This is a genomic window from Nocardia australiensis (genome assembly GCF_020733705.1).
Lineage (GTDB): Bacteria > Actinomycetota > Actinomycetes > Mycobacteriales > Mycobacteriaceae > Nocardia > Nocardia australiensis.
Genome location: NZ_JAJFZM010000003.1, coordinates 1 through 24016, shown reverse-complemented (window position 1 = coordinate 24016; position 24016 = coordinate 1). Strand labels below are relative to the sequence as shown.

Here is a 24016-nt window from a genome sequence, read left to right as displayed (position 1 = left end):
GCATCGGGCCCGGTGTGTCATCGTGCGCGGTAGTTTCGGAAGGTGCGGCCAGTACCGAGCGTCGACGGTGTCGGGAGCTGGATGTGCTGCTGCTCATGCGTGATCGACGCCGTTCGCGAGCGGCGGGGACTGTCGCCCGTCCAGCCTCGATCATCTTGCTGACCTGCCCCGATAACCGGCCCGAATCGCGCTGGACGAAACTTGTCGGTGGGCGCGCCTAGCATGGCGACGGGGGTACGTCTGTACACGTTCGAACACGATTGAGAAGGGACACCTGGTGGCCGATCGCCTCACTGTGCGCGGAGCTCGGGAGCACAACTTGAAGGGGGTCGACATCGATCTGCCCCGCGACAGCCTGATCGTGTTCACCGGATTGTCCGGCTCCGGCAAATCCAGCCTTGCCTTCGACACCATCTTCGCCGAGGGCCAGCGCCGGTATGTGGAGTCGCTGTCGGCCTACGCGCGTCAGTTCCTCGGCCAGATGGACAAGCCCGACGTCGACTTCATCGAAGGCCTCTCACCCGCGGTGTCGATCGATCAGAAGTCGACCAACCGTAATCCGCGTTCCACCGTCGGCACCATCACCGAGGTCTACGACTATCTGCGATTGCTCTACGCCCGGGCGGGCACCCCGCACTGCCCGGTCTGTGGCGAACTCATCGAGAAGCAATCGCCGCAACAGATCGTCGACCAGGTGCTGGCCATGGAAGAGGGCATCCGCTTCCAGGTGCTCGCGCCAGTGGTGCGTACCCGCAAGGGTGAGTTCGTCGACCTGTTCGATCAGCTGAACACCCAGGGCTACTCCAGGGTCCGAGTCGACGGGGTGGTCCACCCGTTGACCGATCCGCCGAAGCTGAAGAAGCAGGAGAAGCACGACGTCGAGGTCGTGGTGGATCGCCTTGCCGTCAAATCCAATTCGAAGCAGCGCCTCACCGACTCCGTAGAAACGGCCCTGCGGCTCGCCGACGGCATCGTCGTGCTGGATTTCGTCGACCGTGACGAGCACGCGCATGACCGCGAGCGCCGCTTCTCCGAGCGCCTGGCCTGCCCGAATGGGCACCCGCTCGATATCGAGGATCTGGAGCCGCGCTCGTTCTCGTTCAACTCGCCCTATGGCGCCTGCCCGGACTGCACCGGTCTCGGCATCCGTAAGGAGGTCGACCCGGATCTGGTGGTGCCGGATCCGGAGCTGAGCCTGGCCGAAGGTGCGATCGCACCGTGGTCGCGCGGTCAGACCGCCGAATACTTCAACCGGTTGCTGTCCGGACTCGCTGAGGCCGTCGGATTCTCGATGGATACGCCGTGGCAGGACCTGCCGCTGAATGCGCGCAAGGCGGTGCTCGAGGGCAGTTCGGATCAGGTGCACGTCTCCTACACCAACCGTTACGGCCGTAAGCGATCGTATTACGCCGATTTCGAAGGCGTAATGCCGTTCCTGCAGCGGCGCATGGAGAACACCGAGTCCGAGCAGATGAAGGAGCACTACGACGGGTACATGCGCGATGTGCCGTGCCCGGTCTGCAACGGCGCACGGCTGCGCCCGGAGATCCTCGCCGTCACCATCGCGGCGGGCGGGGAGCGGAAGTCGATCGCGGATGTCAGCGAGTTGTCCATCGCCGACTGCGCCGCCTTCCTGAATTCGCTGACGCTCGGCGAGCGCGAGACCGCGATCGCCGGGCAGGTACTCAAGGAGGTACAGGCACGACTCGGTTTCCTGCTCGATGTCGGATTGCAGTATCTGTCGCTGAGCCGTGCCGCGGCGACACTGTCCGGCGGTGAGGCACAGCGCATTCGGCTTGCGACGCAGATCGGGTCCGGTCTGGTCGGCGTGCTCTACGTCCTCGATGAACCCTCGATCGGCTTGCATCAGCGCGACAATCGCCGACTCATCGACACCCTCACGCGGCTGCGCAATCTCGGCAACACGCTGATCGTGGTCGAGCACGACGAGGACACCATCCGCGCCTCGGACTGGGTGGTGGATATCGGCCCGTTGGCCGGTGAGCATGGTGGACGCGTCGTGCACAGCGGTCCCTACCAGGAGTTGTTGACCGACCCGAATTCGCTGACCGGAGCCTATCTTTCGGGCCGCGAGCGGATCGAGGTGCCGATGGTGCGCCGCCCGGTCAGCAAGAAGCGCCAGCTCACTGTGGTCGGCGCGCATGAACACAACCTGCGGGGGATCGACGTCAGCTTCCCGCTCGGCGTACTCACCTCGGTGACCGGTGTCTCGGGGTCGGGCAAATCCACGCTGGTCAACGACATTCTGGCGACCGTGCTCGCGAACAAGCTCAACGGCGCGCGCCAGGTGCCCGGCAGGCATACCCGGATCAACGGCCTCGATCACCTCGACAAGCTGGTGCAGGTCGACCAGTCGCCGATCGGTCGCACACCGCGCTCGAATCCCGCCACCTACACCGGCGTCTTCGACAAGATCAGGACGCTGTTCGCGGCGACCACCGAGGCGAAGGTGCGTGGTTACCAGCCGGGCCGATTCTCCTTCAACGTCAAGGGCGGTCGCTGCGAAGCATGCTCCGGCGACGGCACTTTGAAGATCGAGATGAACTTCCTGCCCGACGTGTATGTGCCCTGCGAGGTCTGCCACGGCGCCCGGTACAACCGGGAAACACTCGAGGTGCACTACAAGGGCAAGACCATCGCCGAGGTGCTGGACATGCCCATCGACGAGGCCGCTGAATTCTTCGAGCCGGTCACCTCGATCCACCGCTACCTCAAGACGCTGGTGGACGTCGGCCTCGGCTATGTCCGGCTCGGTCAGTCCGCGCCGACCCTGTCGGGTGGTGAGGCACAGCGGGTGAAGCTGGCGGCGGAACTTCAGAAACGCTCCACCGGTCGCACCGTCTACATTCTCGACGAGCCGACCACCGGCCTGCACTTCGAGGACATCCGCAAACTGCTGCTCGTCATCAACGGGCTGGTCGACAAGGGCAATACCGTCATCGTCATCGAACACAATCTGGATGTCATCAAGACCTCCGATTGGGTGATCGACATGGGCCCGGAGGGTGGTTCCGGCGGCGGTACCGTGGTCGCCGAAGGCACCCCGGATGACATTGCGGTCGTGCCGGACAGCTACACCGGACAGTTCTTGCGGCATGTGCTGACCGACGCCGCGCCGAAGACCCCGGCCAAAAAGGCGGCCAAGAAAGCGGCGGCCAAGACCACCGCGGCCAAGGCCGCGCCGGCCAAAGCGGCCGCATCGAAAACCGCGGCGACCAAGATCGCGGCCCCGAGCGCCGCGGCCAAACGTGCGTCGCGCAAGGCTGCCGCGTTGCGCTGAGTCGGGGTTATCGCCGCCTCGCTAACGCCGCAGCCAAGCGCGCCGTTAGCGAGGCGGCCGCACTCCGGTGAGGTGACAGGTGCGCATCGCCGCCCGGCCCGCTTACCAGTGGGCCGGGCTCAGCGGTGGGGCGGCCGATGGACTGGTTCGCTGATGCGGCCCTTGCTGCCGCGGATCAGTACACCGGGCCGGTGTATTTCTCGCCCGGGCCCTTGCCTGGCTCATCCGGGTGGGCCGAGGACTCGCGGAACGCGCGCTGGAGGGATTGCAGTCCGTCGCGGTACGGGCCCGCGTGCGGGCCGAAGTACTCCACGGAGGAGGTGACGAGACCGGCCAGTGCGGTGATCAGGCGGCGGGCCTCGTCCAGGTCGCGATGCGGGCTGGTGTCGGGGTCCGGGTCGCCGAGCCCGAGCTTCTCCGCAGCGGCACTCATCAGCATCATCGCGGCGCGGCTGATTATCTCCACCGCAGGTATGTCGGCCAGTTCGCGGACGGTGGCGTCGGGCTGCTCAGTCATGGCATCAGGCTAGCGAGGCTGTTCGCAACAGACGGAGCTGGCCGACCTCGGCGGCGTTCTTCATCAGCTCCGCGTTCACCCAAGCGGCCAGATGCGCGACGGTCAGTCCCGCATCGGCGGGCCAGGGGTAGGCCGTGGGTTTCTCCAGGTCGTTGTCGGTGAGCCGGTCGAGCGTGCGCGTCCAGTCGGCGCGCGCCTCGTACAACCACGCGAGCGCGGCCGCCCCCTCGCCGGGCCAATGCACATCGGTCCGGGCCGGCGGCGTGCGTCCCTCGACATGATCGATGGCCGCCCGCCACCACCAACCGATATGCCAGGTGAGCCAGCCGATCGTCGGTACCGGGATCGGGTCGGGCTCCTCGTCGGCCCAGTCCGGCCGCCAATGGCCGTCACTGTGTGGACGGACCGTCCAACTGTGTGCTGCGGGCTGCCACAGAAAGTCTTCCGGGCGCAGGGCTGTGAAATGAAGTTCCGACAGCGACCAGGTCAGGTCGAACTGCCAGCGCAGGAGATCACGCGTGAGAATTGACACCGAGGGAGTGTGCCGTCGGCGCTGTCCCTCGGACAACCGATTTACCGGTCGATTCGGAGATACTGAGGAAGAATGTTAAACTTTCGCCGACGACCGTCCCAGGACTGCCTGGGGCTGATAAGTGGAGCCCGACTCCCACCGTTGCCGACGAGTAATCGTACAGGTCAAACGGTCCGGTCACCCGCATCCAAAAAGCGGGTTTCTTGTGCGGAAGTCCTCTCGGATAGAGAGAGCTCGAGCGCAAGTTCGATCACGAGCACGCTCATGGTCGGTGACCGGTCGACTCGGGCCCCGTGGCGGAGAAATACCGCACCGGGGCCTTTGTGTTGAACAAGGGGTTGTACTTACCGCATGCGGTTGTCACACGACATCGCTTGACCTAGGAGGCCCCATCAGCACTGAGACCCGCATCAACGATCGCATCCGTGTTCCCGAGGTTCGACTCATCGGACCCGGCGGTGAACAGGTTGGGATCGTGCGTGTTGAAGATGCACTACGCGTCGCCCTCGAGGCCGATCTTGATCTGGTCGAGGTGGCTCCCGACGCCCGTCCGCCGGTCTGCAAGATCATGGACTACGGCAAGTTCAAGTACGAGACCGCGCAGAAAGCGCGTGAGTCCCGGAAGAACCAGGTGCAGACCGTCATCAAGGAGCAGAAGCTCCGCCCCAAGATCGACGACCACGACTACGAGACCAAGAAGCGTAACGTTGTTCGCTTCCTCGAGGCGGGTTCGAAGGTCAAGGTGACGATCATGTTCCGTGGTCGCGAGCAGTCCAGGCCAGAGTTGGGCTTCCGGTTGCTGCAGCGGCTGGCCTCCGACGTCGCGGAGTTGGGTTTCGTCGAGACCTCCGCCAAGCAGGACGGTCGAAATATGACCATGGTCCTCTCGCCTCACAAGGGTGCGAAGACGCGCGTCAAGGCGCAGGAGGAGTCGGCGTCGCGGTCGCAGGTGCCTGCCACCCCGCGCCCCGCTGCACCTGCCACCAACACGCAGGCCGTACCCGCTGCCCCCGCGCCCGCCGCGGCCCCGGCAGCGCCGGCCGACTCGTAGAAATAACGGACAGCACCGGCGGTCCGTGAGGATCGCCGGCACGAGACAGATAGAGGAATCCATGCCGAAGATGAAGAGCCACAGCGGCGCCTCGAAGCGATTCAAGGTTTCGGGCCGCGGCAAGCTGCTGCGTCAGCAGGCGAACCGTCGCCACAACTTCGAGCACAAGTCCACTCGCCGGACTCGTCGTCTGGACGGCACGGAGTCCGTCGCGTCCGTTGATGTCCCTCGCGTCAAGCGGCTGCTGGGTCTCTGAGACCAGCCCGCAGCATTCGCGACCGGATAATCCGGACGCTGACCACCGACCGAATCCTGGGCGCCATGCATGCGCCCCCTAGATCGACAAGGACTGACCCATGGCACGCGTCAAAAGGGCCGTCAACGCTCAGAAGAAGCGTCGTTCCATTCTCGAGGCATCCAAGGGCTACCGCGGACAGCGTTCGCGGCTGTACCGCAAGGCCAAGGAGCAGCAGCTCCACTCGCTCACCTACGCCTACCGGGACCGCCGGGCGCGCAAGGGTGACTTCCGCAAGCTGTGGATCGCCCGCATCAACGCCGCGGCGCGCCTGAACGACATCACCTACAACCGCTTCATCCAGGGCCTGAAGGCTGCCGGTGTCGAGGTGGACCGCAAGAACCTCGCCGAGCTTGCTGTCTCCGACGCCGAGGCGTTCGCCGGCCTGGTCGCGGTGGCCAAGGCCGCCCTCCCGCAGGACGTCAACGCACCGGCTGCCTGAGTCCGGCTTTCGTGACAGATCTTTCGGAACGACCCGTGGATGCGCTTTCCGAGCGCAATCCGCGGGTCGTTTCCGCTGTCAAGTTGCATCGCGCCGTACAGCGCCGCAAGACCGGGCAGTTCCTCGCCGAGGGGGCGAATGCCGTTGCGGCGGCGAGCGATACCGGACGCGTGCGGGAGCTGTTCTATTCGGCCGACGGCGCGGCCCGTGCACACGAACTCGTCGCCGGTATCGCGGCATCGGGGGTACGCACCACGCTGGTGAGCGATCGCGCGGCCCAGCATCTCGGTGACACCGTGACCGCGCCGGGACTGGTCGCGGTGTGCGACCTCATCGATGTGCCCCTCGACGATGTGCTGGCCGCGCAGCCGCGGATGCTGGCCGTCGCGGTCGAGATCGCCGAACCGGGTAACGCCGGAACTCTGATCCGTGTGTCGGATTCCGTCGGCGCGGACGCAGTTGTGCTGGCCGGTGACACCGTTGACCCGCACAACGGCAAATGTGTGCGTGCCAGCGCGGGCAGTCTGTTCCACGTGCCGATCGCGCGGCACCGCGATATCACCGAAACGCTGGATTCGATTGCGGCAGCGGGTATTACGATCCTAGCGACCGCCGCCGACGGCGAGATCGACCTGGACGACGCCGATGAGTTGTGCACCGGCCCGGTCGCCTGGCTGTTCGGCAACGAGGCGCACGGCCTCGGCCCGGCCGTGGCCGCCCGCGCCGATCACCGCATCCGCATCCCGATCCGTGGCCGCTCCGAAAGCCTGAACTTGGCCACGGCAGCCGCGATCTGCCTGTACGCGAACTCCCGCATTCGCTACGCGCAGTAGCCGGCCGGTTGTCTTCGGCGGTCTGCGTTCAGCAGGTGGCCGGTCTGTCGCCATCGGCTCGCAGATCGCCGAGGATTTCGGCGGCCCATGGGGTTGGCACCGCGTCCGGCCCCGCGACGTGCATCGCGGTCATCACGGTGAGCAGCATGCCGGTGGCGAGAAAGCGCCGAATATCCTCGATCGAGGCGCCGCTGAGTTCCTCGACCACGCGGTAGATGCGGCCGAATCGGTGACGAACCTCGTCGCCGATTATCGGATCGGAGCTCGCCGAGAAGCCGTGCAGTAGCACCATGAGTAGTTCGCGTTCGGTGAGGAAGACGCTGTAGCCGTGCGCGAGCGCGCGCAGCGCCTCTTCGGGAGTCGAGTCGGGTGCGATGTTCTTCCCTGCCGCGCGGAATATCTCTTCCACTCGGTCACAGACTCGGTTCGTTGCGGCGAGGAACAGCCGCTGTTTAGTGCCGAAGAGACGGATCACGTAGGGCTGGGAGACGCCCGCTATGCGCGCGATTTCATCGGTTTTCGTTGCCGCGTAACCGGATTCGGCGAAGGCGGTTACGGCGGCTTGGAGTACCTGCTCGCCACGTTCGGAGGCGGTCATTCGGGTTCGTGTCGAACTCGCCATCGTGCTCCACTTCGCTCGGTCGGCTCCTGCCATTGACATGTTATCAGCGGATGCATACTCTTCGATTTCGTTAGTTATCAGTCAATTACAACAAGGGTTGGGCATGGCAGAGATTCTTGAAGACGCCGACCCGTCGGCCCCCGTCGCGGCGCAGGGGAGTGCCGGGCGCGCTCGTCCGCTGGCCGCCGTCTTGGCCGCCGTCGGAATACCGATGTTCATGGTCACCTTGGACAACCTCGTGGTGACGAACGCGCTGCCGATCATTCGCACCGAACTCGGCGCGTCGCTGGCGGATCTGCAATGGTTCGTCAACGCCTACACGCTGTCGTTCGCGTCGCTGCTGCTCACTGTCGCGTCGCTGGGTGACCGGTTCGGTCGCCGCCGAGTGTTTCTTGCTGGTATCGCGCTGTTCACCGTGGCTTCGGCGGCCTGCGCGCTGGCCACCGAGCCGTGGATGTTGATCGCGGCCCGGGCTGTTCAGGGATTCGGTGCCGCCGGTGTGATGCCGTTGTCGCTGACTTTGCTGTCGGGCGCGGTCCCCGAAAAAATGCGCAGCGCGGCGATCGGTATCTGGGGCGGTATCTCCGGCCTCGGCGTGGCACTCGGCCCGCTGATCGGCGGCGCGGTGGTCGAGGGCTCGAGCTGGCAGTGGATCTTCTGGGTGAACGTGCCCATCGGTGTCTTGGTGCTGCCCTTCGCGGCTCGCGTACTGCGCGAGTCCTACGGTGGCAACCGGCGGTTGGATCCGCTCGGTCTGGTGCTGTCAGCGGGCGGCGTGCTCGCGATTGTGTGGGGTGTGGTCCACGGCGCCGACGACGGCTGGACCTCGTCCGGTGTGCTGTCCGCGCTGATCGGTGGCGCTGTGTTGCTAGCGTGCTTGATCGGCTGGGAGCTGAAGACTCCAGATCCGATGCTGCCACTGCGGTTGTTCCGATCCCGTGCCTTCCGAGTGAGCAACACGACCGTATTCACCTTCTCCGTCGGAGTCTTCGGCTCGATCTTCCTGCTGGCGCAGTACTTTCAGGTCGTGCAGGGGTATGGCCCGTTGCAATCGGGTATCCGCACCATGCCTTGGACGATGGCGCCGATGGTGGTGGCACCGCTCGCCGGTTTGATCGTCGACAAGGTCGGCGCCCGCACGCTGCTGGCGACTGGACAGGCGGCGCTGGCCATCGCGCTGGCCTGGATGGCGGCGATCACCACGGTCGACGTTGGATATGGTTCGTTCGTGGGGCCGTTCCTGCTCGGCGGCATCGGCATGGGCCTGACCTTCGCGCCGGGCGCGACGGTGGTCATGGCGAGTGCCGCACCCGAACACCGGGCGATTGCATCGGGTACCAGCAGCACCATCCGTGAGGTGGGTGTCGCGATGGGTGTCGCCGTGCTGGCATCGGTGTTCGCCTCGCACGGGTCATATTCGAGCCCCCAGAGTTTCGTCGACGGCCTGGTGCCCGCGGTGTGGGTCGGGTCGGCCATCGTGGCAGTCGGGGCTCTGGTGTCGTGGTTGCTACCCAGGCGGATTGTCATCGCTTGACCGCCCTCGGCCGCAGTGGTGCCCTGCGCTGGTTCAGACCGGGGAGGGCGTTGCGCGTGGTGGGGTGTCGTCCATGTCGGCCACCGGTGTCGCTCGGCCGAGGTGACGGATAACCGCTGCGGTCGGCGGGAAGATCCTCGATCCGATTCGGACCAGGTCGTTGACGATCGTTGTCGCCCGCTGAGGTGGGGTTCGAGTTGCTGAGTTGGCGGGCCGGCGTACTCCGATGTCCGTCAGTCGACGCCGCGTTCGGCGATGATTACGCCGGTGCCGTGGGCGTTCGAGGGGCAAGGTTGGCGATCTGCGTCGGAACCACCGGGTCAACTGGGCAAAGTGCCCGATTCGTACCCGGCGCACCCTCGCTGGAGTGTCTCAGCGGTAATCCGCGTGAAGCGGATCTGGTCGATCGAATACGATTCGACCAGCAGCAATGTGGGTCGGCATCGAGCCGTGCCCTCGAACCGATCCCAGGGGAGAGTCGAACGATCGTGGCCGACGACAACGACGCAGAGCAGAGTACGGCGCTGACCGAGGAGGCATTGGCCGCCGCGGCGGCAGCCGCCGAGAAGGCGTTCGCCGCTGCCGCCGACCTGGACGCGCTCGCCGTCGCGAAGACCGAACATCTCGGCGGTAAGGCACCGTTGGCGCTGGCACAGCGCGCGCTCGGCAGCCTGCCGAAGGCCGAGAAGGCTGACGCGGGCAAGCGGGTCAATATCGCGCGGGCGCGGGTATCCGAGGCGTTCGAGACGCGCCGGACGGTGCTGTTGGCGGAACGTGACGCCGCGGTACTGGTCGCCGAGGCGATCGACGTCACGCTCCCAGCGCGTCGACAGCCTGCCGGTGCCCGGCATCCAATTACCGTGATCTCCGAGCAAATCGCCGACGTATTCGTCGCGATGGGCTGGGAGGTCGCCGAAGGGCCCGAGGTCGAGACGGAGCACTTCAACTTCGACGCGCTGAACTTCCTGCCGGACCATCCGGCCCGCACCATGCAGGACACCTTCCATATCGCGCCCGAGGGTTCCCGTCAGGTGCTGCGCACCCACACCTCGCCGGTGCAGGTGCGCTCGTTGCTGGAGCGCGAGCCGCCGATCTATGTGGTGTGCCCAGGGCGCACCTTCAGGACCGATGAGCTCGACGCCACCCATACGCCGGTGTTCTCCCAGGTGGAGGGGCTCGCCGTGGACAAGGGCCTGACCATGGCGCACCTGCGCGGCACGCTCGACGCGTTCGCCCGGGCGCTGTTCGGCCCGGACACGCGCACTCGTATGCGACCCAACTACTTCCCGTTCACCGAGCCCTCCGCCGAGGTCGATGTGTGGTTCCCGGACAAGAAGGGCGGCGCGGGCTGGGTCGAGTGGGGTGGCTGCGGCATGGTGAATCCGAAGGTGCTGATCGCCAGCGGTATCGACCCCGAGGAGTACAGCGGGTTCGCGTTCGGCATGGGGCTGGAACGCACACTCCAGTTCCGCAACGGTATTCCGGATATGCGGGACATCGTCGAGGGTGACGTGCGCTTCACGCTGCCCTTCGGTATCCGGTCCTGAGCCGGTTCAAGAACTCCCTTCGATCGAGAGAGCGAAACGTCAAGTGCGAGTAGCGCAGTCCTGGCTGACGGACATCATTCGCCGGACCACCCCCGAGTGGTCGGTGACGCCGGAGGAGCTCGACGCGGGGTTCGTCCGGGTCGGGCTGGAAGTCGAAGAGGTCGACGAACTCCAGCGGGTGACGGGTGATATCGACAAACCCCTGGTCGTCGGCCGGGTTGCCGAGATCACCGAGCTGACCGAGTTCAAGAAGCCGATCCGGTTCTGCAAGGTGGACGTCGGCAACCCTGGCTTGCAGGAGATCGTCTGCGGCGCGACCAACTTCGCCGTCGGCGATCTGGTTGTGGTGGTGCTGCCCGGAGGTGTGCTGCCCGGCGGTTTCGCCATCTCCTCACGGAAGACTTACGGCCACGTCTCCAACGGCATGATCTGCTCGGTCGCCGAACTCGGTATCGGCAAGGATCATTCGGGAATCCTGGTGCTCGAGCCCGGCACGGCCGAGCCGGGTACCGACGCCAATGAACTGCTCGGTCTCGATGACACTGTCATCGAGCTGAACATCACCCCCGACCGTGGCTACTGCTTCTCCGCGCGTGGCTTGGCCCGGGAACTGGCCTGCGGATTCGATCTCGAATACGCCGACCCGGCCGTGCGGACGGTGCCCGACGCGGACAAGGATTCCTGGTCGGTCCGGATCGAGCCGGACTCACAGTGCACCCGCTTCGCGGTGCGCCGGGTCACCGGTATCGACCCGAAAGCGGTGAGTCCATGGTGGTTGCAGCGCAGGCTGCTGCTGTCGGGTGTGCGTCCGATCTCGCCCGCCGTTGACGTCACCAATTATGTGATGCTCGAGCTCGGCCAGCCGTTGCACGCCTTCGACGCGGCGAAGCTCAATGGCGGCCTCGTGGTGCGCAGTGCCAATAAGGGCGAGACGCTGCGCACCCTCGACGAGAGCGAACGGGTGCTCGACGGTGAGGACGTGGTTATCGCCGACGAGTCCGGTGTCATCTCGCTGGCCGGTGTAATGGGTGGCGCGACAACCGAGGTCGGCGCCGAGTCGACCGATATCGTGCTCGAGGCCGCCACCTGGAATCCCTTGCGGGTTTACCGCACCTCGCGTCGGCACAAGCTGGTGTCCGAGGCGGGCAAGCGTTATGAGCGGGTCGTCGACCCCGAGATCAACGTCGCCGCGCTCGACCGTGCCGCCACTCTGCTTGCCGACATTGCCGGCGGCACTGTGGAATCCGAGCTCACCGACATTCGAGTGCCGGTGCAGGCCGCGGCACCGATCCGGATCGATATCGGTCATGCCGATCGGGTCGCCGGGGTGATCTATCCGACCGGTACCTCGGCGCGGCGCCTGTCGCAGATCGGTTGCACGGTCGAGGTCGGCGTGAACGAAGCGAGCGGACACGGTCAGCTCATCGTCACGCCGCCGAGCTGGCGTCCCGACCTACTCCAGCCCGCCGACCTGGTCGAAGAGATTTTGCGGCTGGAGGGTCTCGAGCAGATCCCGTCTGTTGTTCCGACGGCTCCGGCCGGGCGTGGGCTCACCGCGACCCAGCGCCGCCGTCGCGCGGTGAGTCGCGCGCTCGCGTTCGCTGGTTGTGTCGAGGTGCTGCCGCCGGTTTTCCTGCCCAACGGTGTGTTCGACACGTGGGGCCTGGACGCCGATGACCCGCGCCGCGACACCACCCGGGTGCTGAACCCGCTGGACGCGGAGCGCCCCGAGCTGGCAAGCACGCTGCTGCCCGGGCTACTGGAAGTGGCCGCCCGTAACATTTCTCGCGGCGCCCGCGACCTGGCGATCTACGGGATCACACAGGTCGTATTGCCCGGCCCGAACGTCCATCCGGTCGAGGCGCTGCCGGTGGATCGTCGCCCGACCGATGACGAGATCACGGAACTGCTCGACTCGCTGCCCGCGCAGCCGGTGCATGTCGCCGCCGTCCTCACCGGCCGCCGCGAGGCACGCGGGCCGTGGGGGCAGGGGCGTCAGGCCGAGGCCGCCGACGCGTTCGCCCTGGTCGACGCCATCGCGGACGCGGCGGGCGTGACCGTCGAGCGCCGGTCGGCGGCGCAGCTGCCGTGGCACCCGGGGCGCTGTGCGGAGTTGCTCGTCGACGGAGAGGTCATCGGCTACGCGGGCGAACTGCATCCGGCCGTGCTCGAACGCTCCGGCCTGCCGCCACGCACCTGTGCTGTCGAACTCGATCTCGACGCCATCCCGTTGCGCGAATCACGCCCGGTGCCAACGGTCTCCCCGTTCCCGGCCGTACTCCAGGATGTGTCGGTGAGCGTCCAGAAGGCGATCGCCGCGGCCTCGGTCGAATCGGCGCTGCGCAGCGGCGGCGGCGATTTGCTCGAGGATATCGCGCTGTTCGATGTCTACGAGGGCGCGCAAGCCGGCGAGGGGCGCAAGTCTCTCACCTACGCTCTGCGTTTCCGTGCCACCGACCGCACGCTGACCGAGGACGAGGCCAGCGCGGCCCGCGACGCCGCCGTAGCCGCGGCGGCGGACGCGGTGGGTGCGGTGCTGCGCGGGTAGTGCGAGGTGTAGAAACACTTGCATGCGACACCCGGCGCTCCCGATCCTGCACGCACTGACATATATGCCGCAGCGGCATATCGCGCAGACGCCAGCGGTGCTCGGGCTGGACTACACCGATCTATCGGTCGCGACCGAGGACGGGGAGACGCTGCACGCGTGGTGGGTGCCCGCGCGGCAGTCGATCGGGCATGTGCTGTTCGCGCACGGCAATTCGGGCAATGTCGGTGATCGGGTGGCGCTGTTCGCGCTGCTGAACGAAATCGGGCTGGATGTGCTCGCCTTCGACTATCGCGGTTTCGGGCGTAGCACGGGGCGGCCGACCGAACTCGGTACCTACCTCGACGCGCGGGCGGCGCGGCGGACGCTGTTGGAGCGGCCCGGTGTCGACCCCGAACGGGTGCTCTATCTGGGGAAGTCGCTGGGTGGTGGCGTAATGCTGGAATTGGCGACGGCGCATCCGCCCGCCGGATTGATTCTCATGTCCACTTTCACCGGTATTCGCGATGCGGCCAGATCGGTGTATCCGTTCCTGCCGCGACCGCTTGTTCCTGACGCGTATCCCAGTGAGCGCCGCATTCGGACCCTGAATGCGCCGGTGCTGATCATGCACGGCGATCAGGACGAACTGCTACCGCTGCGGCATGCCGAAAGGCTGTATGCCGCGGCGCCGGAACCGAAGCGACTTGTGGTCTTTCCCGGTGCGGGTCACAACGACCTCATCGCGTCGGCGGGCTTGAAATGGACGGGCCTCATTCGTGACTGGGCGGCGGGCATCCTCGGGCGATAATGTCGGCGGCACCGGCCGGTCGCGCGACCGGCCTTCTTCGGCGGGCCCGCTGCGTAACCTGGCGGTATGAGCAATACCAGCGAGATCGTCGCCGTGCTTGCGACGTTGTCCGATGACGAGTTGGTCGCCGTGCTGCGCGGCGCGACCGAAGGACGCCCCGCGCTCGCAGTGGTGCATGCGGTCCTCGCGGCCCCGGTAGCGGTCGGTGATGCGATCATCGACGCGGATGTGACTCCTGATGCCGATTTCGCGTCACCGCGCGAGTCTCCGGACGTTCTGGCGGCATCCGAGCGGGTCGGAGACATTTCTCCGGTACCGGCGGTACCGGTATCGCCCACGGGGTTCGTGTCACCCGCCGAGGTAGGCGGCTATTCGCCCGGCGGAGTCCCTACTTTCGAGTCAGTTCGCGATAAGGTCGAGCAGCGCTTCGGCACCGCACAGGGGATGGGCGAACTCGACCGGCAGACCCCGGCGGGCCATAGCGCCGACGAACAATGGGAAGCGCGCGCGAAGGCTGCGCGCGAGCGTCTGGATCAGATACGGAAGTCGTTGCACGACAACGCTACCGAATAGCGAGACCGTAATCTGGGGCCGGACGCACCGGACTACGAATGTGATGGGTGGAACCATGAGCGAGCCGCGTGAGATCGCCGAACGGCTACTCGATGCCCAGGTGGAATTCCTGCTCGCGGAGGTGACCGGCGACCGCTTCGCGGAGGTGATCACCCGAGACGTGGACGCGGTCATCGGCGCCGCCGACACGCTCGTGTTCCGGGATGTGGCGGATCTCGACCAGGTGAAGCAAACGGTGGCGACCATTTTCGATCTGATCGGCGGCAGTCCGGTGATTGCCGATATGGCCGGGGTTTTCGCCGATTCGATCTACGACAATATTGCCGCGAACAACGACTACACCCTCGGTCAGGTGGTCGACCGCGAACCGGTCGAGGCGCTGCTGGAGAAGATCTTCGGTATGCATCAGGCCCAGGAGCGCATCCTCGATCGGCTCACTGAGAGCCCGTTGGTCGCGACTGTAGCCTCGAAGTTCGTGGACCGGCTGATCAATGACTTCATGCAGGCCAATCGGGAGCGGGCCGAGAAGATCCCCGGCGTCTCCTCGCTGATGTCGCTGGGGCAATCCGCGGCGAACCGCGCCAAGAAAGCGGCCGATGGCACCTTCGTCGGTGATCTGGCGGGCAAGGGCGCTATGTTCGCGCTCAAGCGCACCAACAACGCCATCCGCGAGATGCTGCGTGATGCGCCCGTTCATTCGGCGGCGATGGAGTTCTGGGATCTGCACGCCGACGAGCCGGTCAGTGGTTTGCGTGAGTATCTCACCCAGAAGGATCTCAACGAACTGGTGCTGATCTGCTACGAGATCGCGGTGACCACCAGGGAGAAGGAGTACTTCGGGCTGCTCGTCGAGGAGTGCGTCGAGGTGTTCTACACCAAGTACGGTGACTACACCCTGGCGGCGATGCTGCCGGAACTGGGCCTGTCCGGTGCCGATATCGCGACCGAGATCCTGCGCTACGGACCGGCGGTGATCGAGGGTGTGAAGCGAAACGGTGTGCTGGGTAAGATGATTCGCGAACGGCTCGTGCCGTTCTACACCTCCGATCGGGTACTCGGCATTATCGGCGACGCTGACGATTGATGTACTGACCCGCAACGTGGCCGCCGGTCGATCCGGGCGTCACCGAGCGTTCGGCGCAACTGAATCGGGTGCGTAGTCCGGCGAGGATGGGTGGGGGCGAAACACGCGAAGCACGGCGGATTCGCGGTGCGGCCGCACGGCCCACACCACCTCCTCGGCTGGTCGCCGGGCGGCAGCCTCGGTGTCGGTGCCGCGATAACCCTGGCGAAGCGGCAGACAGGTCCGCCGCCCGATCGGTGCGGGTACGGCCCGGTCAGCCAGGTTCGGCAGAACACCAGGTCATCGGCCTGGAGCAAATGCTTCCAGCGTTCGCCATGAACCCCAAGACTGTTTGTGGCACAATGCATTTCGTGTCTCGGTTGGTCAACGGCAACTCTGCGGCAACGGCGATGTCGCAGGTCGACGCGACCGTAATATCGGCTCGGCCGCATGCACACGCTGCTGCCCAGCCGATACGAACAGGCCGCCCCGCCCCGTCGGCTGGACCGGGTCGGGCGATCGCGGCTTTAGGACCTTCTTCTGTGTTTCTGCGATTCCCCCGAGGGCCGGGATCGGCGCGCGCCGACTCCGCGGCGCGGTGCGCGAAACTCGGTTGGCCGGGTAGCGGAACGAAATCTCACATGAAGGTGTGTGGTGCATTGGGCTTTTGACGGGTGATCGTCCGACTCCTTGTCCTGGTCCCGGCTGTTTCCGTATGAACGTGCGGTAACCGCCGGCTCCGGTGCGTCGAAGTTCGGCAGCGATGGCCTCGGGTATGCCCAACGGTGCACGAGTAACCGCTGGGATCGGAAATGAGTAGGAGGCGGTTATGGTTACGCAGGGGTATCAGGAACGCACATCGTTGGCTGAGCTTCTTCGGCACGGCGACCTGGCGTTCCACCAGCAGTTGCAGCAGGTTCTGAGCAACCCGGACTTCGCCGTCACGGAGAAGCAGAGCCAGGAGCAGCGGCGGGAGAACGCGTATGACCAGTTGCGGTATATGGTCAAGGAGATCGGCAGTACTCGCGCTGTTGCGACCGATCTGCCCGAACTGTTCGCGGTGTTCGACTGGTCCGCAGTGCTGGCGACGGACCTGATTCCACTGATCTCCGGCCACTACAACTTGGCCTCGGGCAGTCTGGCCACCCTGACCGATTCCGCCGCCGCCGCGCCGTACCTCCAGGACCTGGATGACGCTTCCAGCGTCGGCGTCATGCTGCTGACCGAGTACGGGTGCGGCTCCAACATCGGATTCATGCAGACCACCGCGACCTGGGACGGTGACGGGTTCGTGCTCAACACCCCGAACCCGCGGGCCCGGAAATTCATGCCCAGCGTCGGCATCCCGGTTGCCCGGGTCTGCGTCATCGGCGCCCGGTTCATCGACGCGGCGGGCGTCGATCAGGGCGTGCACCTGTTCACGGCGCGGCTGCGCGACGCCAACGGCGAACCGGCACCCGGTGTCACAATCACCCAACTCGACCATCAGCCGCTGGTCATCATGGACAACTCGGTCATCAGCTTCGACAATCTTCGGGTCGAGCGCAGTGCCTGGCTGAGCAATGACCTGGCCACCATCGATGACAACGGTGTGCTGACCTGGCGCGATGAGAAAAGCCAGAAGCGGGCGTTCCCCTCGGCGATCAGCCAACTGACTGTCGGGCGATTGGCGCTCTCATCGTGCCTGAACGCCAGCGCCCGCTCCGCGCTCTACATCGCCCTGAACTACGCCGCCAAGCGGGAAGTGCCGATGACAGCTGTCGACACACCATTCATGATCGATATCCCACACGTGCGCGACACCCTGCTCACCGACCTGGCCGGCACCGTCGCCCGGACCGTCTATGGCAACGCGATCAAGACCTTCCTCGCGGGCAGTGATCTCACTGATCGCGTCACCGTCGTGACGGTGATGTTGGCCAAGCACTTCATCCAGCCGCATGCATTGGCTACGGTCACCCACTGCCGCATCAAGATGGGCGCGCAAGGCATGTTCAGCGCCAACCGGGTCGCCGACTACCTCGGCGTCTGTCACGCTGCCATCACCGGCGAGGGCGACTGCGACGTCCTCGGTTCCGTCGCCGGTCGCGTACTGGCCAAACAACTCGCCGGCACGCCGCCACCGGAACCCGTCCTGCACGATCCCGCCGACCCCAGCGACCGCGCGCGCTTGTTCAGCGCTCGCACTCTGACGATCGCGCAAGAAGCGCAGCAGCACCTGGCGACTCCAGCGCTCGCGGACCGGTTGGCGGTCATTCCGGAGGTGCTCAGCCTCGCCGAGGCCTATTGCGCCGCAGAGGCATTGCGGTTCCTCGACGAACATGCCGATCATGCTGAGATCGCTGCTGTGCGTGACGTTTTCGCTCTGCACTATCTCGACCAACATGCCGCATGGTATCTCACCCATGGCCTACTCGATATCGCTGCTGTCCAGACGACGAAGCAGCAGCTCGGCCACGCCATCGACAACCTCGCTGGCAACCTACCCGCACTGCTGGAGGCCTTCGACTTCGACGACGAAATCCTCGCCGCACCAGTGCTGTCCGAGGATCTGCCTGCCGCGTGGGACTCCCGCTGCCACGACCCACGCCGTCACTGATCCTGCCGAGGTAAGTCCGGATAGGGCGCCCCGGCGGGGGCGCCCTATCCGGGGCGTCGTAGCGGAACTCGTAAACCAGTGCTGCCGTTGACAACATCCCTGCCGCAGCAGCGCGAGCCAGCAGACGGTACACAACACCTGGCGAAGTGAGTCCGAAACCAACCCGGTGACAGAATCATGTTGGCAGGGAACAACATCGCGACCCGACGGTCTTCGCTCGGCCCTCGCCTTGGGTACTATGCCGCCGCAACCGATATCAAGGAGATTACGTGTATCCGCAGCACACGCATCAGGGTGCTACCGCCGACTCAATGTCGTCGACCAAGGTCATAGGTCCTCGAATCCCGATTTACACTGCGGAATTTGCGGCCGATCCCCACGGGTTCTACCGCCAGATGCGTAGAGACTACGGACCGCTGGTGCCGGTCGAGATGTGGCCAGGAGTGTCTGCAACCCTGGTTATCAAATATCGCACCGCCGTGCGCATTCTCAACGACTCCGACCACTTTCCAGCCGATCCGAGTGCCTGGCAGAAGACCGTACCTGCCGATCTCCCGATCATGCCGATGATCGAGTACCGACCCAACGCAATCCGTACCAGCGGTGCGGAGCACACTCGCTACCGCAGTGTTTTGAACCACGCCTTGGCCGGGATAGACCTGAACTCCCTGCGATCCACGGTGGAGACATCCGCCATCCCGATCATCAACACGTTCTGCGAGGACGGAAACGCCGACCTGCTGAACCAGTACATCCTCCCGCTGGTCTTCTCGGTCTTCTGCCAGACACTCGGCTGCCCACCAGATATCGGTGCGCGGGTCGCGGAGGCCAGTGCCGCGATGTTCGACGGCGTGGATACGGAGACGGTAAACAGGATAATGGGCGAAGCGTTGCTCGACCTTACCCTTCTGAAGCGCGATCACCCGGCTGACGACGTCACCACGAGGATGGTCCAGCATCCCGCCGGGCTGTCCGACGAGGAGATGGTTCATCAGTTGGTCCTGCTGTTCGCGGCCGGTGTCGAACCACCACTGAATCTCATCGCCAACACCCTGCTGTTGATGCTGACCGATCCCCGATTTACCAGCGATGACAATAGCGTTCACTTATCAACCAAGACCGCACTCGAGGAGCGGCTGGCAACTGACCCGCCGATGGCGAACTATTGCATTACGTATCCTCGCCAGCCAATTCTGATCGAGGACGTGTGGTTGCCGGCCGATCAGCCGGTCATCATCAGTATGGCCGCCTGTAATACGGATCCAGAGATGAACACAGGCGAATTCCTGGACAACGGATGGAATCTGGCGTTCAGCACTGGCGATCACGCCTGTCCTGCTCACGCCCGGCCGTACGGGCTCCTGCTCGCGCAGGACGTCATCGATCAACTCCTGGATACCCTCCCGGAACTGAAACTAGCGGTTGCCCCAGAGGAGTTCGTGTGGCGCCCTGGCCCATTTCACCGAGCATTGACAGCATTGCCGGTTGTATTCCCACCTTCTTCTCCGTTGTTCCTCTGAAGGTGTAGCTCCTTTGTCGCACTGTTGATCAGACGCCGAGCTGGTAGCTGTTCGGGTTCCCGACTTAGAGGCTCCGCCAGTAGGCTCTCGCGAAACCCTGAGCTACCTCTGCGGCGCACGAGAGTCCTGGGCACAGAGCGCCGCTGTTACTCGGTGGAACTTTTCAGCGCGGCGAGGGTCTCCTCGACCAGCACCTGGGCCTGGGCCACCGTTGCTGTCAGCAACTCGGCAGTGTCGCCCGGCGTCCCCAGCAAGCTGCGGACGCGCGGGCCGAAACCGGTTGGCGCGCCCGGCAGCGTCTCGGCGACAGCCAGTGCGCCTTTCTCGTTGAGGCACCAGCGCCGGTTCCCGGCGAACAGTGCCTGCACCAGCACGCCGACGGCCTGGGAGAGGCACAGAGAGACGTACAGTGTGTCCGCCCGTGCCGCACCTTTCGCCGCGGCGCCGACCAGGAACTCCGCCTCCCAGGCCCCTGCCGTCAACGCCTCCCGCAGCAGCTCCGGGTATGTCGCGGTCCGCCGCTGCAGGTCCGTCAGCTCTCCGGTCGGATCAGCCAGTACCTGACCGAGTGCCACCTCGCCCGCATAGCAGGGCGACCAGAATCCGAGCGGATGCCCTGCCTGCACGCCCACCTCGTACCGGCCCTCGCGGCAGTCGACCCACACCGTCTCGACCCGGTCCAGATCCCGCAGGATCCAGTCCACCGCGACACCGTCGACCCGCAGCCATGCGCCACCGTTCACCCAAGGCCCCCAGCCGCCCGGCCCGGCCACCTCCACTCCAGGTCCGGCCAGCGCGCGCAACGCGGCGAGATCGGGCTCGCCACGGTAGTAGACGCCGAGATCCCAGTCCGATTCCGGCCGGTGCTCTCCACGTGCCCGGCTGCCGCCGAGCAGTACTCCGATCACGCCTGGCACCTCGGCCAGGCGGTCGGCCATGTCTTCGATGATCGCCCGCACGGAGCGAGTCTGGCAGTTGCCAACACGTCGGGCCAGCCGTTTCCACCCTTCTTCGCCGCGTCCTCGACCAGCGGCACGTCGACGAATACGGCTGGCCGGGGACTATGACGGCTCGGATACCGATGTCCGGATAATTGGGGTGGCGACCGATTAGTTCGAGGCGGATCGAACGTCATTGCTGGTGAAACTTCAAGGACAAGGAGACAGCCAATGAGCAATGGTAAGGATTTCACGCTGACCCACGTGGCGCTGCTGGTCGGTGACCAGGAACAGGCGCTGACGTTCTATCGTGACGTGATCGGTCTGGAGGTGCGCCAGGATATGCCGTTCCCCGGTGGTCGCTGGCTGACCGTTGGGCCGGTGTCGCAGCCGGGGATCGAGTTCATCCTCGAGGTTCCCGAGATGGCGCCGGTCGATGCGGCGCGGGCCGCCTACCAAGGGCGCTTGGCCAGCGGTGCGCAGAGCACCCTGATCTTCACCACCGATGCCGTCGACGACACCTTCACACGGCTGCGTGACGCGGGCGTCGCGGTCGATCAAGAGCCGATCACCCAGCCGTACGGCGTTCGCGACTGTGGCTTCCGTGACCCGTGGGGCAACCACCTTCGGTTCTCGGAGGTACTGGGCTGAAAGAGGCGTCGACGCCCCCGATTACCGGGGGCGTCGAGGTGTCCGACCCCCGGCGCGAGCCGAGCGTCATCAGGAACCCGCGCCGCCGCAGCAGTAATGTCGGGCGTATGAGCGAATCGCGGATCGAGACTGAACAGGACGCGACCCGGCCGCTGCGCGACGACATCCGATTTCTCGGTGGCGTCCTGGGGGACACTATCCGTGATCACGAGGGGCCCGAGGTATTCGACCTCATCGAGCGGGTACGCATCGAAGCATTCCGGGTGCGCCGCGAGGAGGTCGAGCGCAGTGCGGTCGCGGAGATGCTCGACGGTGTCGATATCGCCGTCGCGTTGCCGTTGATTCGCGCGTTCAGCTATTTCGTGCTGCTGGCCAATCTGGCCGAGGACATACAGCGTGATCGACGCCGCGCCGTGCACGAGGCGGCGGGGGAGCCGCCGCAGGATTCGTCGCTGGCCGCCACCTATCGCAAGCTGGACGCCGTCGCGCTCGACGGTGAGCGGGTCGCCGAGCTGCTCACCGACGCGCTGGTGTCGCCGGTGATCACCGCGCATCCCACCGAAACCCGGCGCCGCACCGTTTTCGACAGTCAGACCCGGATCACCGAATTGATGCGGCTGCGGCAGCGCTACGCCGACACCGAGCGCGAACGCGCCGAACTCGAGTCGCGGATCCGGCGCCAGGTGCTCTCGCTGTGGCGGACCGCGCTGATCCGATTGCAGCGCTTGCGTATTCAGGACGAGATCGGGGTGGGCCTGCGCTACTACGACATCACGCTGTTCGATGTGATCCCGGCGATCAACGCGCAGGTGCGGGCGGCGCTGCGATCGCGTTGGCCTGATGTCGAGTTGCTGCCACGTCCGATCCTGCGTCCCGGGTCGTGGATCGGTGGCGACCGGGACGGAAATCCCTATGTGACAGCGGATGTCGTGCGCACCGCCGCGTCGCAGGCTTCGGCGGTCGCGTTCGGCCGGTATCTGCGTGAGCTGGTGGAGCTGGAGAAATCACTGGCGCAGTCCGCTCGGCTGGTTTCGGTCACTCCGGAGGTGGCCGCGCTCGCCGAAATCGGCTACCCCGATGCGGGGTCGCACGCGGATGAGCCGTATCGCCGTGCGTTGCACGGAATTCGGTCTCGGCTCGCGGCGACAGCGGTGCTGGCGCTGGGGACGGTGCCCGGTGACGCCGGCCCGCAGCCGAGCGAGTCGCCCGAGCGCGCAGTGGCGCAAGAGGCTACCGCGCAACCGTATTCCTCTCCGCAGGCCCTGCTCGACGACCTGGACGCGATCGACGCATCCATGCGCGCCAGCGGAGACGGGCTGCTCGCCGATGATCGTCTCGCGGCACTGCGCCACGCGATCGAGACTCTCGGCTTCCATCTGCAGGGTCTGGACATGCGGCAGAACTCGGAGGTGCACGAACAGGTCGTCGCCGAGCTGCTTGCCTGGGCCGGGGTACATCAGGATTATGCGAGCCTGTCCGAAACGGCGCGGGTGGAGCTACTCGCCGCCGAACTACGCACCAGGCGACCATTGCTCGGTCCGCACGCGCGGATCAGTGAGCTGGCCGCCAAGGAACTCGAAATCGTCTGTGCTGCAAGGGATGTTGTGGATACCTTCGGCGTGGAGACGGTGCCGAATTACGTCATCAGCATGTGCACGTCGGTGAGCGACATGCTGGAGGCGGCGCTGCTACTGAAGGAAGGCGGGCTACTCGATCCGGGGGAGCCGGACGGGCCGCCGAGCTGCTCGGTGGGCATCGTGCCGCTATTCGAGACGATCGAGGACCTCAGCGCCGGTGCCGCGACACTAGCCGCCGCGCTGGAGGTGCCGTTCTATCGAGAGCTGTTGGCCGCCAAGGGAATGCGGCAGGAGGTGATGCTCGGTTACTCCGATTCGAACAAGGACGGCGGGTATCTGGCCGCGAACTGGGCGCTGTACCGAGCGGAATTGGATCTGGTGGAGATAGCGCGCAAAACCGGAATCCGCTTGCGGCTGTTCCACGGTCGCGGCGGCACTGTCGGTCGTGGCGGCGGGCGCAGCTACGACGCCATCCTCGCGCAACCCGCCGGTGCGGTGCGGGGTTCGCTGCGGCTGACCGAACAGGGTGAAGTCATCGCCGCGAAATACGCGGAACCTGGTGCCGCGCACCGCAATCTGGAGTCGCTGATCGCGGGTACGCTGGAATCGACCCTGCTCGATGTCGAAGGACTCGGCGTGGACGCCGATCCGTCCTACGAAATCATGGACGACCTGGCCGCGCGTGCTCGCGCCGCATACTCGCGCCTGGTGCACGAAACTCCGGGGTTCGTCGAGTATTTCCGCCAATCCACGCCGGTCGCGGAGGTCGGCGACCTCAATATCGGCAGCAGGCCCGCCTCTCGCAAACCGACCAGCTCGGTCTCCGACCTGCGGGCCATCCCGTGGGTGATGTCGTGGAGCCAGGCTCGAGTGATGCTGCCCGGCTGGTATGGCACCGGATCGGCGTTGGAGGAGTGGATCGGTAGCGACCCCGAGCGGCTCGCCACCCTGTCGCGGCTGTATCGCCGCTGGCCGTTCTTCCGCACCGTCCTGTCCAACCTGGCCCAGGTGATGGCCAAGAGCGATCTGGACATCGCCGCCTGCTACGCCGAACTCGTCGACGATATCGCCCTGCGCGAGCAC

20 protein-coding genes are annotated in these 24016 nt (G+C 65.6%); 16 read left to right on the top strand and 4 right to left on the bottom strand.

Annotated elements, in window-relative coordinates; translation table 11 throughout:
* Positions 1-277 precede the first annotated feature (277 nt).
* The gene (gene uvrA, locus LKE06_RS19325) at positions 278-3301 is read left to right on the top strand and encodes an excinuclease ABC subunit UvrA (RefSeq protein WP_228000710.1); all 3024 of its coding nucleotides are present in this window, start codon (positions 278-280) and stop codon (positions 3299-3301) included.
* Between the two features lie 175 nt (positions 3302-3476).
* Here the strand turns inward: uvrA and LKE06_RS19320 are convergent, their stop codons facing one another.
* Together LKE06_RS19320 and LKE06_RS19315 are read right to left on the bottom strand one after the other, a co-directional pair.
* Complete coding sequence (locus LKE06_RS19320; protein WP_228000709.1) at positions 3477-3818, bottom strand: DUF1844 domain-containing protein; 342 nt, start codon at positions 3816-3818, stop codon at positions 3477-3479.
* 4 nt (positions 3819-3822) lie between these two features.
* On the bottom strand, positions 3823-4350 hold the full coding sequence (locus LKE06_RS19315; protein WP_228000708.1) for a DinB family protein: 528 nt from the start codon (positions 4348-4350) through the stop codon (positions 3823-3825).
* A 391-nt stretch (positions 4351-4741) separates the two neighbouring features.
* On the opposite strand from LKE06_RS19315, the gene infC reads away from it, so the two are divergent.
* From infC to LKE06_RS19295, 4 genes are all read left to right on the top strand, one after another.
* The gene (infC, locus tag LKE06_RS19310; RefSeq protein WP_228000956.1) at positions 4742-5401 is read left to right on the top strand and encodes a translation initiation factor IF-3; all 660 of its coding nucleotides are present in this window, start codon (positions 4742-4744) and stop codon (positions 5399-5401) included.
* Positions 5402-5462: 61 nt separating this feature from the next.
* Positions 5463-5657 (top strand): 50S ribosomal protein L35, encoded by a 195-nt coding sequence (gene rpmI / locus LKE06_RS19305; RefSeq protein ID WP_228000707.1) that lies wholly within the window; start codon positions 5463-5465, stop codon positions 5655-5657.
* Between the two features lie 100 nt (positions 5658-5757).
* Positions 5758-6138, top strand: coding sequence for a 50S ribosomal protein L20 (rplT, locus tag LKE06_RS19300; protein WP_228000706.1), 381 nt, complete (start codon positions 5758-5760; stop codon positions 6136-6138).
* 35 nt (positions 6139-6173) lie between these two features.
* A complete protein-coding gene (locus LKE06_RS19295; protein ID WP_228000705.1) occupies positions 6174-6971 on the top strand; it encodes a TrmH family RNA methyltransferase in 798 nt (265 codons plus the stop codon).
* A 28-nt stretch (positions 6972-6999) separates the two neighbouring features.
* Here LKE06_RS19295 and LKE06_RS19290 read toward each other — a convergent pair whose 3' ends face one another.
* Positions 7000-7569 carry a TetR/AcrR family transcriptional regulator gene (locus tag LKE06_RS19290; RefSeq protein WP_228000704.1) on the bottom strand — a complete coding sequence of 190 codons (570 nt, stop codon included), beginning with the start codon at positions 7567-7569 and terminating at the stop codon, positions 7000-7002.
* A 127-nt stretch (positions 7570-7696) separates the two neighbouring features.
* On the opposite strand from LKE06_RS19290, the gene LKE06_RS19285 reads away from it, so the two are divergent.
* From LKE06_RS19285 to LKE06_RS19245, 9 genes are all read left to right on the top strand, one after another.
* Entirely contained in the window at positions 7697-9127 is a 1431-nt protein-coding gene (locus tag LKE06_RS19285) for an MFS transporter (protein ID WP_228000703.1), read from the top strand.
* A 488-nt stretch (positions 9128-9615) separates the two neighbouring features.
* Positions 9616-10674, top strand: a complete 1059-nt coding sequence (gene pheS, locus LKE06_RS19280) for a phenylalanine--tRNA ligase subunit alpha (protein WP_228000702.1) — start codon at positions 9616-9618, stop codon at positions 10672-10674.
* A 43-nt stretch (positions 10675-10717) separates the two neighbouring features.
* Positions 10718-13222, top strand: a complete 2505-nt coding sequence (pheT, locus tag LKE06_RS19275) for a phenylalanine--tRNA ligase subunit beta (protein WP_228000701.1) — start codon at positions 10718-10720, stop codon at positions 13220-13222.
* 22 nt (positions 13223-13244) lie between these two features.
* A complete protein-coding gene (locus LKE06_RS19270; RefSeq protein WP_228000700.1) occupies positions 13245-14012 on the top strand; it encodes an alpha/beta hydrolase in 768 nt (255 codons plus the stop codon).
* Between the two features lie 66 nt (positions 14013-14078).
* Positions 14079-14585, top strand: coding sequence for a hypothetical protein (locus LKE06_RS19265; protein ID WP_228000699.1), 507 nt, complete (start codon positions 14079-14081; stop codon positions 14583-14585).
* 55 nt (positions 14586-14640) lie between these two features.
* On the top strand, positions 14641-15669 hold the full coding sequence (locus tag LKE06_RS19260; protein ID WP_228000698.1) for a hypothetical protein: 1029 nt from the start codon (positions 14641-14643) through the stop codon (positions 15667-15669).
* A gap of 90 nt (positions 15670-15759) precedes the next feature.
* Positions 15760-15987 (top strand): hypothetical protein, encoded by a 228-nt coding sequence (locus tag LKE06_RS19255; RefSeq protein WP_228000697.1) that lies wholly within the window; start codon positions 15760-15762, stop codon positions 15985-15987.
* Positions 15988-16477: 490 nt separating this feature from the next.
* The gene (locus LKE06_RS19250; protein WP_228000696.1) at positions 16478-18247 is read left to right on the top strand and encodes an acyl-CoA dehydrogenase family protein; all 1770 of its coding nucleotides are present in this window, start codon (positions 16478-16480) and stop codon (positions 18245-18247) included.
* Between the two features lie 269 nt (positions 18248-18516).
* Positions 18517-19767: a cytochrome P450 family protein gene (locus tag LKE06_RS19245; RefSeq protein ID WP_308188395.1), complete on the top strand. Its 1251-nt coding sequence runs from the start codon at positions 18517-18519 to the stop codon at positions 19765-19767.
* A 146-nt stretch (positions 19768-19913) separates the two neighbouring features.
* Here the strand turns inward: LKE06_RS19245 and LKE06_RS19240 are convergent, their stop codons facing one another.
* On the bottom strand, positions 19914-20726 hold the full coding sequence (locus tag LKE06_RS19240; protein ID WP_228000695.1) for a nucleotidyltransferase domain-containing protein: 813 nt from the start codon (positions 20724-20726) through the stop codon (positions 19914-19916).
* A gap of 210 nt (positions 20727-20936) precedes the next feature.
* Between LKE06_RS19240 and LKE06_RS19235 the strand changes: the two genes are divergently transcribed.
* Together LKE06_RS19235 and ppc are read left to right on the top strand one after the other, a co-directional pair.
* Positions 20937-21356 (top strand): VOC family protein, encoded by a 420-nt coding sequence (locus LKE06_RS19235; RefSeq protein WP_228000694.1) that lies wholly within the window; start codon positions 20937-20939, stop codon positions 21354-21356.
* A gap of 107 nt (positions 21357-21463) precedes the next feature.
* The coding region (gene ppc, locus LKE06_RS19230; protein WP_228000693.1) for a phosphoenolpyruvate carboxylase at positions 21464-24016 on the top strand (2553 nt) is incomplete at its 3' end.